The sequence below is a fragment of the Streptomyces sp. B15 genome (assembly GCF_018070605.1).
GTDB classification, from domain to species: Bacteria; Actinomycetota; Actinomycetes; order Streptomycetales; family Streptomycetaceae; genus Streptomyces; species Streptomyces smyrnaeus.
Genome location: NZ_JAGPXJ010000002.1, coordinates 144,652 through 157,050 on the forward strand (window position 1 = coordinate 144,652; position 12,399 = coordinate 157,050).

Sequence of the window (12,399 nt, forward strand, 5' to 3'; positions counted from 1 at the left end):
GCTCCCCGTTGCCGGGCCGTCGAGTTGCAGCTCGACGGCCCGGGGTGGTTCACGGGGTTGCTCGATGTCTTACTCGACGCCTTTGACGTCTTACTCGACGTCTTTGAGGACCCGCTCGATCGTGTCCGTCCGCTTCGTCAGATCCGTGACCTGACCGCCGATCTCGGCAAGTTGCTGCTCGATCCGCTGTTGTCTGCCGACGGCTTCCTCGGCGAGCTTCTTGTACTCGTCCTCGCGGGCGAGCCGAGCCCTGGCCCGCCGCCCGGCGGTGTTGTGCCAGAGCAAGATGACGACCACGGCGATGAGCAGGGTGAACAACCCGATGGTGCCTATGACTTCCTGCCACTCGTGCTCGTTCAACGCGGTGATCCTTTCTCGATGGTCAGCGTCTCCGCGGCGCTCGCCAGGAACTCCGGTGTCAGGTGGACCGAGAAGGGGTTCACCTCGTAGAACTTCATTGCTTTTCCGTCCTCCGACAGCTCCAGATGGGAGGAGACCAGACCGGCCGCCTCCAGCTTCTTCAGATGGACCTGGAGCAGCGCCCTGCTGATGTCCAGCTCGCGCGCCAGCCGGCTCACGTAGTTCCGCCCGCCCGCCAGAGCTGCGACAACCCGCACCCGGTGCGGATTGGACAAGGTGGCCAGCACCCGCACCAGGTCGTCACCAGTACAGCACATGCCAACAGATGTTAGCAGGTGCCCTGTTGCGTGGGCAGGTCGTGAAATGCCGCAGCCCCGCCGCCCGTTGCGGGCAGCAGGGCTGTTGGGCTGTTGGGCTGTTGGGCTGTTGGGCTGTTGGGCTGTTGGGCTGTTGGGCTGTTGGGCTGTTGGGCTGTTGGGCTGGGACGTTACGGGTTGTGGAGCGCCCCCGCCTTGACGGCCGCCACGAACGCCGCCCAGCCGCCGATCGGGAAGACGACGGCGGGGCCGTCCGGACGCTTGCTGTCGCGTACGGGCATCACGCCGGGGAAGCCTTCGGCGATCTCGACGCAGTTGCCTCCCTCTCCGTTGGTGTACGACGACTTCCGCCATACCGCGCTGCTCAGATCGATTGCGGCACTCATGATTTCGCCCAGTCCTCCGCCACCGACTCGATCAAGGTGAGGGACGCCTCCGGCGGCAGTGCGGCGGCCCTCGCGAGATCGTATGACGCCTGATAGCGGTCGACCAACGCTGGTTCTTCGACAAGTTGGCCGCTGTGCGGGCCTTCTACGTACACGAGACGAGGGGCGTCCGTGAACGTCATCAGAGAGACGACGCCCATCATGAAGGGGTGTGGCCCTGCTGAGGAGGGGTGGACTTGCACCAGTGCGCGGGACGACCGGCCGACCTCCACCAGCCGGAGGAGTTGTTCCCGCATCACCTCGGGCCCTCCGACCGGCACGCGCAGTGCAGCCTCGTGGATGACCTCCCACAACAACGGGCCTGTTGGCGCCTCGAAGACCTTCTGCCGCTCCATCCGTCCTCGGACGTAGCGTTCGATCTCCTCCGTGGAGGCGTACGGCAGCGTCGCTTTCGTCAACGCCCTCGCATACGCCTCCGTCTGCAACAGCCCCGGCACCAGCATCGGGGCGTACTCACTGATGGTCTTGGCGCGCTGCTCCAACTCGGCGGCGTCAGCGAAGTAGTCGGCGTGCTTGGACTTGCGGACGAGGCGGCACAGCCGTTGGAAGTGCTCGCCCGTGCCGAAGATGCCGTCCAACAGCTTGGAGAGGTCGTACTGGGGGCGTCGGGTGGCGGCTTCCAACTGTCCGATGTAGGTGCCGGAGCAGAAGACCTTCTCCCCCAGGGTGTCCTGGGACCAGCCCTGGCGTTCGCGTTCGCGGCGGACTTCGGCGCCGTAGAACTCCCTAGGCGAGTTGTACGGGTCCAGATCGCGTTGCTGCATCATCGGTTCTCCCGGCGGTCGGTCCCCGCAAACATGATGCTGGCATGTAGGTCCTACTGAGCGTAGCTTCGCAGCGTCACGCTGTGAGCATGAACAGTGACATCGACGAGCACCCCCTCGCGGCCGCGCTGGCCGTGTCGGACGAGTTGGCGCAGGCGCTGGGACGCCACGGGGTCACGCTGCCGTCCATGGGGCCGGACCTGGCCTCGTGCACGGCGGAGCCGCCGCGCCAGCTCATCGAGTTGGGGCGGGTGAACATGGCGACGGCACGTCTGCTCACCGACGTACTGCGTCAGACAGCACGTGACGGCGGCTGAGCCACCGGGCACCGGATCCGTCGTCGTCGACGAGCGCTCCGGGCGGGTCGGCGTCGTCATGGCGGCCCTCGGGCCGCACGTCCAGTTGCGGCCCCTCGGCGGGGGCCGGGAGTGGGACGCCCTCCCTCACCTGGTGCGGGAGGCGACCGCGCGGGAGCGGCTGCACGCGGCGGTGGCGGTGGCGAACGCGTGGAGCCGGAAGGTGCCACGGGAGCCGGGCTGGCCCGGTTGGCCCGGGTGACTCAGGAACACAGCAGACCGCCGGTGTGGTCGTCGTTCTCCAGCTGGGGCCACGAGTGCCACTCGGTGGCCCACGCGGCGGGGTCGACGGCTTCCACGAGGGCGGCCACCCGGGATTCCAGGAGGTGTTTGGGGGAGTAGACGTGCCAGGGCGCGGGCCGGCCGCCCGCGCCGATGTCCCAGCGGGCCCAGGCGGCGTGGGCCTGCTGGTAGGTCCAGCAGGCGAACAGCAGCGCCGACAGATCCTGGTGCAGATAAGCGGCGGGGCTGCCGTGGTCGAACCAGTCGGGGAGCTCCAGGCGACCGGTTGTGCCGTCCAGGGCGAGGGCGAGGTCACCGGCCCACCAGCCGAGGGCGTGGAAGTCGCGCTGGTAGGCGCGGCTGGGCAGTTCGGCGCCGGGCTCGAAGAAGGAGGGGTGCGCCTCTCCCACGGTACGCAGGGGGCCGTCCGTGACGGCGAACATGTCCGTCTCGCGGGGGAGTCCGACCTCGGTGAGCAGTCGGCGGGTGGGCGCGTGGGTGAGCCCGGCGGGCAGCTCGTCCTCGGTGAACCGGCGTACGCCGCCCCTGCCGCCGCTGCCACCGCCGTCGCCTTCGGCGAGCTGGGCCACCAGCTCCGGCTCGATCTCGTACGCGAGCTCTCCCGGCCCGCCCGGCCGTGCCGCCAGGTGCAGGGTGCGGACGAGCAGCGCGGCGCCCCAGTGCGCGGGCTCGCGGGCGGGCTCTTGCGCGTCGTACAGCTCGTACAGGCGGGGGTCGGCACGGCGCAGCCGCTGTTCGGATTCCGTGCGCGCCCGGGTGAGGGTCGCCAGCCCGCGCGGCTCCATGGCCGGTACGGGGTCGCGGGGGCTGCCGGAGACGGTTTCGATCTCGCCCAGCAGTGCGGCCAGTTCCGGCACTCCTGAGGCGATCAGGTCGTGGCACAGGTCCTCACCCTCCCAGGCGACCAGGTGCACCCCGCCTCCCTCGCCATCGAGCACCAGCCGGGCCTCCCAGTGATCGGTACGGCCCAGGACGAGGAGCTGTCCGTCGAGTGCGACGGGTGCGTCGACCGCCGTCACGTCCTCGGTGAGCGGCGGCAGGTGACCGTCCCGGATGCTGGCGAAGTCCAGTTCGGCGGCCTGCTCGGGCAGGCCGGCCTCGGTGAGGAAGCGTCTGCTGGGCTCGTGCCGCAGGGTCTCGGGGAGCGCCGCTGTATCCAGTCGGCGCCACGGACGCGGGTGCGGGTGCGGGTGCGGGTGCGGGTCCGCTGCCATGTCATCCCCCCTCGACTCCGGAACCGCGAACAGTCTTACCAATGGCGTCGGAGGACACGATTCCGATAGTGATCCCTGGCCGCCCTCCGATAGTGGCCCAAGCACCCACAAGCCGGTCGGCCGAGGTTGACCGGCTACCGTCAAGTGGCCAGGATCTCCGCCATGTCTTCACGTGCCGCACAGACCACAGCCAAGCGCAGCCGTATGCGGCGGCTCGGCGAGAGCGCCTTCGGGATGCTGCTGCTGGCGCGGGCCGGGCTGATGGCGCTGATCGCGCTGGTGCTGGTGGTGGCCGGGGTGTGGACGTCGTGGGAGACGGCGGCCACCGCCATGACGGGCGACGAGCGCGGCACCGTCACTGTGAAGGAGTGCGGGGACGACGAGTGCACCGGGACGTTCCTCAGCGAGAAGACGTCCGAGCCGGAGCGGGTGACCGTCTCCGAGTTCGTCTCCGGCGGGGAGGGGCAGACGGTGGACGTGGCCGTACAGCCCGGTACGGACCACGTCATACGGACCGGGCCCGCCGGGATTCTCTACGCGTGGGTACCGCTGGGCGGGGCGCTGCTGCTGGCCTCGCTGGTGATCGCGGGCGGCCTGCGGATGAAGAGGACGGCCCTGCTGACCGGGGCGTGCGGGGCCCTGATCATGGGCGGGGCCTGGGCGCTGCTCGCGTTCTGAGACGAGCAGCACCCAGGCCCCGTACGCCGCCGGAGGCCGTCAGCCGGTGTTGCGCAGGCCGGCCGCCACACCGTTGACGGTCAGCAGCAGCGCGCGGCCCAGGTTCTCGTCCGGCTCCTTGCCCTGGGCGGTGGCCTCCCGCTGGCGGTGCAGCAGGGTGACCTGCAGGTAGGAGATCGGGTCGAGGTAGGCGTCGCGGATCTTCAGCGTCTGCTGGAGGACCGGGTTGGCCTCCAGCAGCTCGCTCTCGCCTGTTATACGGAGCACTTCCTCGACCGTGCGGGCGTGTTCGGCCTCGATGGTGGCGAAGACGTGCCGCAGTTCCTGCGGAACGAGCGTCTCGACGTAGTGGCGGGCGATCCGCAGATCCGTCTTGGCCAGCGTCATCTCGACGTTGGAGAGGAAGTTGCGGAAGAAGTGCCAGTGGGTGTGCGCCTCTTCCAGCACGCTGTCGAGTCCGGCCTCGCGGGCGGCCTTCAGGCCCGTGCCGACGCCGAACCAGCCGGGGACGATCTGCCGCGACTGGGTCCAGCCGAACACCCACGGGATGGCGCGCAGTCCGTCCAGGCCCGCTCCGGTGTCGGGGCGGCGGGAGGGGCGGGAGCCCAGGTGGAGTTCGGCGAGCTGGTCGACAGGCGTGGAGGCGAAGAAGTACGCGGGCAGGTCCGGGTCCTCGACCAGCTCGCGGTAGGCACGGTGCGCCGCGTCCGAGACGGTGTCCATCGCCGCGTCCCAGCGGGCCAACGCCTCGTCGGACTGGCGGGGCGCGGTGTGCAGGGCCGACGCCTGGAGGGTGGCCGAGACGGTCAGCTCCAGGTTCTCCCGGGCCAGCGAGGGCACCAGGTACTTGTCGGAGATGACCTCGCCCTGCTCGGTGACCTTGATCTCGCCCTCCAGGGTGCCCCAGGGCTGGGCGAGGATCGCGTCGTGGGTGGGGCCGCCACCGCGGCCGACGGTGCCGCCCCGGCCGTGGAAGAGCCGCAGCCGTACACCGTGCCGGTGGGCGACGTCGCGCAGTCGGCGCTGGGCGCGGTGGATCTCCCACTGGCTGGTGGTGATGCCGCCGAACTTGGAGGAGTCGCTGTAGCCGAGCATGACCTCCTGGAGGTCGCCGCGCAGGGAGACCAGCTTGCGGTAGGAGGGGTCGGAGAGCATCGCGTCGAGGAGCTCGTCGGCGATCTTCAGCTCGTCGGTGGTCTCCAGCAGCGGCACGATGCCGATCTTGGCCCAGCCGCCGTGCAGATCGATCAGCCCGGCCTCGCGGGCGAGGACGGCGGCGGCGAACACGTCGTCGGCGCCCTGGCACATCGAGATGATGTACGACTCGATGACCTCGGGTCCGAAGGTCTCCAGCGCCTTGCGGACGGTCTCGAAGACGCCGAGCGTCTTGGCGCCCGCGGCGTCCAGCGGCGCGGGGCTCGGGGAGAGCGGCCGGCGGGAGCGCAGCTCCTTGGCCAGCAGCCGCTGCCGGTAGTCGCGCGGCATGTCGGCGTAGCGCCAGGACTCCTCACCGAGCCGGTCGAAGAGCTGGCCGAGCGCGTGGTGGTGGGCCTCGGCGTGCTCGCGTACGTCCATCGTGGCGAGCTGGAGGCCGAAGGCGGCCATGGTGCGCATGGCGCGCTCCAGGCGGCCGTCGGCGACCAGGCCGCCGCGGTGCTCGCGCAGCGAGTCCTGGATGAGGGCGAGGTCGGCCAGCAGCTCGCCGGTGCCCAGATAGTCCCAGCCGTCGGTGTGCGGGAGCTTCTCGGCCAGCCGGGTGCGGGTGTTGAGCAGCTTCTGCCGGATGCAGGTGGCCTTGAGCCGGTAGGGCTCTTCCTTGTTGAGCCGCTTGTAGCGGGGGCTGATCTCCGGAAGCCGGACGAGGTCTCTTTCGAGTGAATCCAGCAGCGGCTGCGTGGCGCCGCAGTTGCGGATCGAGTTGGAGAGGGCTCCGCGCAGCTCGTCCACGTGGGCGAGGGCGTCGTCGATGCCGTGCTCGTGCTGCAGCAGCAGCACGTCCCAGGTGACCTCGGGCGTGACGTTGGGGTTGCCGTCGCGGTCGCCGCCGATCCAGGTGCCGAAGGTCAGCGGGCGGGTGCCGGACGGCAGCGGGGCTCCGGCGCGCTCCAGCTCGGCGGCCAGGTCCTCCAGTACGTCGCCGACGGCGCCGCGGTGCAGCTCGTCCAGGTAGTAGATGGCGTTCCGGGCCTCGTCGGCGGGCTCGGGGCGGGCGACGCGCAGCTCGTCGGTCTGCCAGATCAGGTCGACGTTCTCGGCCAGCCGCAGATCGGTGCGGCGGCGCTCGGCGCCGCCCAGCTTGCCGTCCGCCTCCTCCAGCAGCTCGGCGATCTTGCGCAGCTTCGTCAGTACCGAGCGGCGGGCCGCCTCGGTGGGGTGGGCGGTGAAGACGGGGCGTACCGAAAGGTTACGCGCGGTGTTCGCCAGATGCGCCGGGTCGGCGTCCTTGAGCATGTCGGCGGTACGGGCGAGCATCCCGCCGTCGCCGGAGCGGCGCTGGCGCAGCTCGCGGCCGCGGTGCACCTGCTCGGTGACGTTGGCGAGGTGGAAGTAGGTGGAGAAGGCGCGCACCAGCTTGATGGCGGTCTCCAGGTCGGTCTCGCCCAGCAGCTCGGCGGCTGCCTCGCCGTTGCTGCGGGTGAGCGCGCGTACCCGTTCCACCAGGTCGAGCAGTTCTGCGCCCTCCTGGCGCACCAGTGTCTCGCCGAGCAGGTCGCCCAGTCTGCGGATGTCCGCACGCAGGGCCGAGGTGGCCTCGGCCGCGTCCACGCTGTCGACGCTGTCCACGCTGAGGGGGTGGCTGCCTGCGGACTCCCCGCCCGAGGCCGTCCCCTCGGAGGGACTCCTTCGGGACGGATTCCCGCCGGGAGCAGGACCGCCCTGGACACTTCCGGCCGTCCCGGGGTCACTCGATCCGGGCAGGTTCTCCGGCGGCTCGGGGGTTCGCTGGTTGCTGTCGGCGCTGCTCACAGGTGCGGCTCCCTTGCGGGGTTGCTTCCCTTGCGGGTGTGCTTCGGGCAGGTGGCGGACCGCGCTGTCCGACGGAACAAGGATAGGTCGGCCTCAGCGTGGTACAGGACTCCCGTCCGAAGGGTGGGAAGCGTGGCGGGCCCCGCCCCGGCGCGCGCACCCCTCTTGTCCCGTGACTTACTGCTGCCATACTTACGACGCCGTAGGTTACGGAACCGTAGCCAAGCCGAGGTCCAATGAGGGAATCTATGACGACAAGCCCGGACGTGCTCGACAGTTCGCCACAAGCCGCCCCCGCCGACTCGCCGGAGGCCGACTCCACCCCCGGAGCGGCCACCTCCCCGACCGCCCTGCCGTCCGCGACGCTGGGCGGTGAGAAGCGGCGCTCGGCCGAACAGATCGCGCTGCTGCTGTTCATCACCGTCCCGTTCGTCGCACTGGTGGCCGCGGTGCCGCTGGCCTGGGGATGGGGGGTGAGCTGGCTGGATCTGGGGCTGATGGTCGCGATGTACTACATCGGCTGCCACGGCATCACGATCGGCTACCACCGCTACTTCACGCACGGCTCGTTCAAGGCGAAGCGGCCGCTGCGGATCGCGCTCGCGGTCATGGGCTCGCTCGCCGTCGAGGGTCCGCTGGTGCGCTGGGTCGCCGACCACCGCAAGCACCACAAGTTCTCCGACGCCGAGGGCGACCCGCACTCCCCGTGGCGCTACGGGGAGACGATCCCCGCGCTGATGAAGGGCCTGTGGTGGGCGCACGTCGCATGGATGTTCGACGAGGAGCAGACGCCGCAGCACAAGTACGCGCCCGACCTGGTCAAGGACCCCGCGCTGCGCGCCGTCTCCCGCCAGTTCGTGATGTGGACCGTCGTCTCCCTGATGATCCCGCCGGTGATCGGCGGACTCGCCACCTGGTCGTGGCAGGGCGCGGTGACCGCCTTCTTCTGGGGCTCCATGGTGCGCGTCGCGCTGCTGCACCACGTCACCTGGTCGATCAACTCCATCTGCCACGCCGTCGGCAAGCGCCCCTTCAAGTCCCGTGACCGGTCGGGCAACGTGTGGTGGCTGGCGATCCTGTCCTGCGGCGAGTCGTGGCACAACCTGCACCACGCGGACCCCACCTGCGCCCGGCACGGCGTCCAGCGCGGACAGATCGACTCCAGCGCGCGCATCATCCGCTGGTTCGAGAAGGCCGGCTGGGCATACGACGTGCGCTGGCCGAAGCTCGACCGGCTCGACTCGAAGCGCAACACGGAAGGCTCGCGCCGCCGTAAGACGGCGCAGGCGGAGCAGGAGCCGGCGACGGACGGGACGACCGAGGCCGACTCCCGCCGTCCCGACCAGTCGGCCCAGGCGGCATGATGCTGTGCTGACCCAGGGGCCCAGCCAGGCCCCCGGGTCCCGAGACAGCCATACGACAGGGAAGGCCCACTCTGTGCCGACCGACGAGACGACGCCGCCGTTCAGCGGCGGGACGCCGCCGTCCAGCAGTCCGAAGAAGCGTGCCCGTCGCCGGATGACCGGCAAGGAGCGCCGCGAACAGCTGCTGGACATCGGCCGCACCCTCTTCGCCGAACGTGGCTTCGAGGGAACGTCGGTGGAGGAGATCGCCCACAAGGCCGGGGTCTCCAAGCCTGTCGTCTACGAACACTTCGGCGGCAAGGAGGGCCTGTACGCGGTCGTCGTCGACCGTGAGATGCGGCGCCTGCTGGACATGGTGACCGGGGCGCTCACGGGGGGCCACCCCCGTGAGCTGCTGGAACAGGCCGCCTTCGCGCTGCTCGACTACATCGAGCAGTACACCGACGGCTTCCGCATCCTGGTGCGGGACTCCCCCCTCCCCCAGTCGACCGGCACCTTCGCGTCGCTGATCTCCGACATCGCCACCCAGGTCGAGGACATCCTCGGCCGCGAGTTCAAGAACCGCGGCTTCGACGCCAAGCTCTCCCCCCTCTACGCCCAGGCCCTCGTCGGCATGGTCGCCCTCACGGGGCAGTGGTGGCTCAACGTCCGCAAGCCGAAGAAGGCCGAGGTGGCGGCGCATCTGGTCAACCTCGCCTGGCACGGCCTGGACGGGCTGGAGCAGAAGCCGCGCCTGATCGGTCACAGGAGGTCGTGAACCGTCGGCCCCCTGCGGGGGCCGTCACCCATTTGGACGATCTCCGTCGTACCCGCCCGCTACCGTGGAAGCGCAGGCCGAGAATCCCACTTATGGGAGGAACAATGACTGCCGAGCCGATCGCCGGGCACGAGCCCGAGCCTGAGCGCCAGCCTGAGGCCGAGCGTCAGTCTGCGCCTCAACCCGCGCGCGAACCCGGCAGGCGCTGGCCGATGCCGCCCCTGGACGGATACACCGTGGACGACCTGTTCACGCTGCCCGACCTCCCGCCGCACACCGAGCTGATCGACGGGAGTCTGGTTTTCGTGAGTCCGCAGCGACGCTTCCACTGGCGGATGATTGACGTCCTCACACGAGGGCTTCTGACCACGCTTCCCGGGGAGCTGGAAGTCGAGCGGGAGATGACCGTGCTTCTGGACCGGCGCAATGGCGTGGAACCGGATATCTCCGTGGTCCGCAGGGATTCGGTCGAGGGACTGGAGCAGTCCCGGTACCGTGCCGAAGATCTGGTCCTTGCGGTCGAGGTCGTCTCGCCCGAGTCCGAAGTCCGCGATCACGACGTCAAGCCCAGGAAGTATGCGGCGGCGGGCATCCCGAACTTCTGGCTGGTGGAGACTGCGGGTACCGAACCTCACCCGGTCGTCCGGGTCTACGAACTCGACCCCGTGACCAGGGGCTACACGCTGACCGGCATCCATCATGGTCAGCTCAAGGTCAGCGTTCCGTACGACATCAGCATCGACATCACCTTGTCGTCACTGGACCTCCGGTAGCGCCGAAAATCCCTCGGTCCGAAACGGAACGTGTGCGAAGCTCCCCTCGCGGTGTGCCGAGGTGTGCACACCTTCGACCGCGGAGGACGAGGATGTTCGCGATATCCCTGGGTGACGACGGTGCGGAACTGCGCCCCCTCGAACCGTGGCAGGCCGAGGAGTTCCTCGCCCACATCGAGCGCGGGCGGGAGTTCATCGGGGCGCATGTGGGGCTGCCCGACGCCAACAAGGATCTGGAGTCGGCGCGCGCCTTCCTCCAGTCCTACGCAGAGAAGGCCGCCGCCGACACCGGGCGAATCTACGGCATCTGGACGGCCGAGGACGAGTTGGTCGGCGGGGTACTCTTCCGCACGATGGACGTGCCCCAGGGCAACGCCGAGGCCGGCTGCTGGCTCGAACCCTCGGCCGTGGGCAAGGGGCTGGTGACCCGCGCGGTACGCGTCATCATCGACTGGGCCGTCGAGGAACGGGGCATCCACCGCGTCGAGTGGCACGTGTCCGCGGCGAACGAGCCCAGCATCGCCGTCGCCCGCCGCCTGGGCATGACGAAGGACGGCGTCCTGCGGGAGAGCTTCCTCTACCGCGGCAAGCGGGCCGACATGGAGATCTGGTCGGTCCTCGCCCCGGAGTGGCGCGCCGCCGGACAGGCGTCCTAGCGCCCCTCCCGCACCGCGACAGCGACCGCCACCGCAGCGCGCCGGCGACCGCAGCCGGGACCGCGACGAGTCACCGGTTCACCGCTTCACCGCGACAGCGAAGACCCGGCGGAACGGGAACGCCGTCGTGCCGTCCGCGGCGCGTGGATATGCCTCGCGGAGAGCTTCCGCGTACTCGGCGAGGAAGCTGTCGCGGGCGGCGGGGTCATCCGCCAGGCGGGCCAGTACGGGGCGCAGTGCGGTGCCCTTGGTCCATTCGAGTACGGGGTCGGGGCCGGTCAGCCGGTGGAGGTAGGTCGTCTCCCAGGCGTCGACGTCGCAGCCCTCGGGGCCCAGCGGGGCGAGGAGGTCCGCGTACTCGGCGGGGCTCAGCACGGTGTCGGCGCGGGAGGGTGCGCCGACGCGGTCGCGCCAGCGAGGGGAGTCGCGCAGTTCACTCAACAGGGTGTGGCTCGGAGCCCGGAAGTTGCCGGGCACCTGGAAGGCGAGGACACCACCGGACGGCAGGGCCGCGAGCCAGTCGGGGAAGGAGTTCTGGTGGCCGGGCACCCACTGGAGGGCGGCGTTGGAGAAGAGCAGCCCGAAGTCCTCCACGGGGTCGGGGCGCCAGTGGGCCAGGTCGGCGTGGGCGAAGTCGAGGCGGCCCGGACGGGCGTGCGCCGCGGCCTCGCGGAGCATCTCCGGTGAGTTGTCGTATCCGGTGATGTGCGCCTCGGGCCACCGCTCGGCCAGTGGTGTGCTGGGGCCACCGGGGCCGCAACCGAGGTCGGCGATCCGGACGCGAGGATGACCCGGCAGTTGATCGGGTACCTGTGCGAGGAGATCGAGAACGGGACGAAGGCGAGGGCCTGAGTGCCGTAGATACTGCTGGGGGTCCCACATGGCAGCAGGGTGCACGCGCTCTCTCTTGACGTCAAGAGACTTCACGTCGACACAACCTCTACACTGATCCCATGGAGGACGAGGTCGACCGTTTGGTGGCAGCATGGCGCCGAGAGCGCCCTGACCTCGACGTCGAGCCGCTCGAGGTGCTCAGCCGGGTCAGCAGACTGGCCCGGCACCTGGACCGCGCCCGCCGTATCGCGTTCTCCGAGCACGGTCTGGAGCCGTGGGAGTTCGATGTGCTGACCGCGCTCCGCCGTGCGGGCACCCCCTACCAGCTCTCGCCCGGCCAGTTGCTCACCCAGACCCTGGTCACGTCCGGCACGATGACCAACCGCATCGACCGCCTCGCCAAGAAGGGGCTCGTCGAGCGGCTGCCCGACCCCAGCGACCGGCGCGGGGTCCTGGTCCGGCTCACGGCCGAGGGACGGGACCGCGCCGACAGCGCACTGGCCGGGCTGCTCGACCAGGAGCGCGCCATTCTCGCCGAGCTCTCCCCGCTGCAGCGCGGCGAGTTGGCCTCACTGCTGCGTCAGCTGACGGCACCGTTCGACAACATCCCCACCTGAGCCCTGTCCCGGGGCTCTACCCCGCGCGCATCCTGGGCCGTACGATCACGCGC

At 70.0% G+C, this 12,399-nt stretch carries 15 protein-coding genes; 8 read left to right on the forward strand and 7 right to left on the reverse strand.

From position 1 onward, the window contains the following. Positions 1-90 precede the first annotated feature (90 nt). The 4 genes from KBY19_RS02085 to KBY19_RS02100 all read right to left on the reverse strand — a co-directional run bounded on the left by KBY19_RS02085 (position 91) and on the right by KBY19_RS02100 (position 1,890). Positions 91-360: a hypothetical protein gene (locus tag KBY19_RS02085; RefSeq protein WP_210956717.1), complete on the reverse strand. Its 270-nt coding sequence runs from the start codon at positions 358-360 to the stop codon at positions 91-93. Continuing rightward, positions 357-677: an ArsR family transcriptional regulator gene (locus KBY19_RS02090; protein ID WP_099881750.1), complete on the reverse strand. Its 321-nt coding sequence runs from the start codon at positions 675-677 to the stop codon at positions 357-359. The genes KBY19_RS02085 and KBY19_RS02090 overlap by 4 nt, the downstream gene beginning before the upstream one ends. Before the next feature lie 170 nt (positions 678-847). Continuing rightward, entirely contained in the window at positions 848-1,063 is a 216-nt protein-coding gene (locus KBY19_RS02095; RefSeq protein ID WP_099881752.1) for a DUF397 domain-containing protein, read from the reverse strand. Further along, a complete protein-coding gene (locus KBY19_RS02100) occupies positions 1,060-1,890 on the reverse strand; it encodes a helix-turn-helix transcriptional regulator (protein WP_210965004.1) in 831 nt (276 codons plus the stop codon). Before KBY19_RS02100 ends, KBY19_RS02095 begins: the two co-directional genes overlap by 4 nt. Positions 1,891-1,976: 86 nt before the next feature. Here KBY19_RS02100 and KBY19_RS02105 point away from each other — a divergent pair, with 86 nt between their 5' ends. Beyond that, the gene (locus tag KBY19_RS02105; protein WP_210965006.1) at positions 1,977-2,204 is read left to right on the forward strand and encodes a hypothetical protein; all 228 of its coding nucleotides are present in this window, start codon (positions 1,977-1,979) and stop codon (positions 2,202-2,204) included. A 58-nt stretch (positions 2,205-2,262) separates the two neighbouring features. Continuing rightward, positions 2,263-2,445: a hypothetical protein gene (locus KBY19_RS02110; protein WP_247690529.1), complete on the forward strand. Its 183-nt coding sequence runs from the start codon at positions 2,263-2,265 to the stop codon at positions 2,443-2,445. 1 nt (position 2,446) lies between these two features. Here the strand turns inward: KBY19_RS02110 and KBY19_RS02115 are convergent, their stop codons facing one another. After that, positions 2,447-3,700 (reverse strand): SUKH-4 family immunity protein, encoded by a 1,254-nt coding sequence (locus tag KBY19_RS02115; RefSeq protein WP_185017123.1) that lies wholly within the window; start codon positions 3,698-3,700, stop codon positions 2,447-2,449. A gap of 162 nt (positions 3,701-3,862) precedes the next feature. On the opposite strand from KBY19_RS02115, the gene KBY19_RS02120 reads away from it, so the two are divergent. Next, positions 3,863-4,378 carry a hypothetical protein gene (locus KBY19_RS02120; RefSeq protein ID WP_210965010.1) on the forward strand — a complete coding sequence of 172 codons (516 nt, stop codon included), beginning with the start codon at positions 3,863-3,865 and terminating at the stop codon, positions 4,376-4,378. Positions 4,379-4,417: 39 nt separating this feature from the next. On the opposite strand, the gene ppc is transcribed toward KBY19_RS02120, so the two are convergent. Beyond that, a complete protein-coding gene (gene ppc, locus KBY19_RS02125) occupies positions 4,418-7,162 on the reverse strand; it encodes a phosphoenolpyruvate carboxylase (protein ID WP_307843423.1) in 2,745 nt (914 codons plus the stop codon). A gap of 431 nt (positions 7,163-7,593) precedes the next feature. Between ppc and KBY19_RS02130 the strand changes: the two genes are divergently transcribed. The 4 genes from KBY19_RS02130 (at position 7,594) to KBY19_RS02145 (ending at position 10,895) form a co-directional block, all read left to right on the forward strand. Then, a complete protein-coding gene (locus KBY19_RS02130) occupies positions 7,594-8,709 on the forward strand; it encodes a fatty acid desaturase (protein ID WP_185017129.1) in 1,116 nt (371 codons plus the stop codon). Between the two features lie 154 nt (positions 8,710-8,863). Continuing rightward, entirely contained in the window at positions 8,864-9,466 is a 603-nt protein-coding gene (locus KBY19_RS02135) for a TetR/AcrR family transcriptional regulator (protein WP_221506569.1), read from the forward strand. Positions 9,467-9,678: 212 nt separating this feature from the next. Continuing rightward, entirely contained in the window at positions 9,679-10,239 is a 561-nt protein-coding gene (locus KBY19_RS02140) for a Uma2 family endonuclease (protein WP_247690531.1), read from the forward strand. A 92-nt stretch (positions 10,240-10,331) separates the two neighbouring features. Then, positions 10,332-10,895 (forward strand): GNAT family N-acetyltransferase, encoded by a 564-nt coding sequence (locus KBY19_RS02145; protein WP_099881769.1) that lies wholly within the window; start codon positions 10,332-10,334, stop codon positions 10,893-10,895. A 78-nt stretch (positions 10,896-10,973) separates the two neighbouring features. Here the strand turns inward: KBY19_RS02145 and KBY19_RS02150 are convergent, their stop codons facing one another. After that, positions 10,974-11,777: a trans-aconitate 2-methyltransferase gene (locus KBY19_RS02150; RefSeq protein WP_210965013.1), complete on the reverse strand. Its 804-nt coding sequence runs from the start codon at positions 11,775-11,777 to the stop codon at positions 10,974-10,976. 71 nt (positions 11,778-11,848) lie between these two features. On the opposite strand from KBY19_RS02150, the gene KBY19_RS02155 reads away from it, so the two are divergent. Then, the gene (locus KBY19_RS02155) at positions 11,849-12,346 is read left to right on the forward strand and encodes a MarR family winged helix-turn-helix transcriptional regulator (RefSeq protein ID WP_099881772.1); all 498 of its coding nucleotides are present in this window, start codon (positions 11,849-11,851) and stop codon (positions 12,344-12,346) included. Positions 12,347-12,399 lie beyond the last annotated feature (53 nt).

Coding starts and splice junctions, on each gene's coding strand:
- KBY19_RS02115 (WP_185017123.1), bottom strand. CDS start 3,700: ATGGCAGCGGACCCGCACCCGCACCCGCACCCGCACCCGCGTCCGTGG.
- KBY19_RS02120 (WP_210965010.1), top strand. CDS start 3,863: ATGTCTTCACGTGCCGCACAGACCACAGCCAAGCGCAGCCGTATGCGG.
- KBY19_RS02145 (WP_099881769.1), top strand. CDS start 10,332: ATGTTCGCGATATCCCTGGGTGACGACGGTGCGGAACTGCGCCCCCTC.
- KBY19_RS02090 (WP_099881750.1), bottom strand. CDS start 677: ATGTGCTGTACTGGTGACGACCTGGTGCGGGTGCTGGCCACCTTGTCC.
- KBY19_RS02095 (WP_099881752.1), bottom strand. CDS start 1,063: ATGAGTGCCGCAATCGATCTGAGCAGCGCGGTATGGCGGAAGTCGTCG.
- KBY19_RS02130 (WP_185017129.1), top strand. CDS start 7,594: ATGACGACAAGCCCGGACGTGCTCGACAGTTCGCCACAAGCCGCCCCC.
- KBY19_RS02140 (WP_247690531.1), top strand. CDS start 9,679: ATGCCGCCCCTGGACGGATACACCGTGGACGACCTGTTCACGCTGCCC.
- KBY19_RS02110 (WP_247690529.1), top strand. CDS start 2,263: ATGGCGGCCCTCGGGCCGCACGTCCAGTTGCGGCCCCTCGGCGGGGGC.
- KBY19_RS02150 (WP_210965013.1), bottom strand. CDS start 11,777: ATGTGGGACCCCCAGCAGTATCTACGGCACTCAGGCCCTCGCCTTCGT.
- KBY19_RS02155 (WP_099881772.1), top strand. CDS start 11,849: ATGGAGGACGAGGTCGACCGTTTGGTGGCAGCATGGCGCCGAGAGCGC.
- KBY19_RS02100 (WP_210965004.1), bottom strand. CDS start 1,890: ATGATGCAGCAACGCGATCTGGACCCGTACAACTCGCCTAGGGAGTTC.
- KBY19_RS02105 (WP_210965006.1), top strand. CDS start 1,977: ATGAACAGTGACATCGACGAGCACCCCCTCGCGGCCGCGCTGGCCGTG.
- KBY19_RS02135 (WP_221506569.1), top strand. CDS start 8,864: ATGACCGGCAAGGAGCGCCGCGAACAGCTGCTGGACATCGGCCGCACC.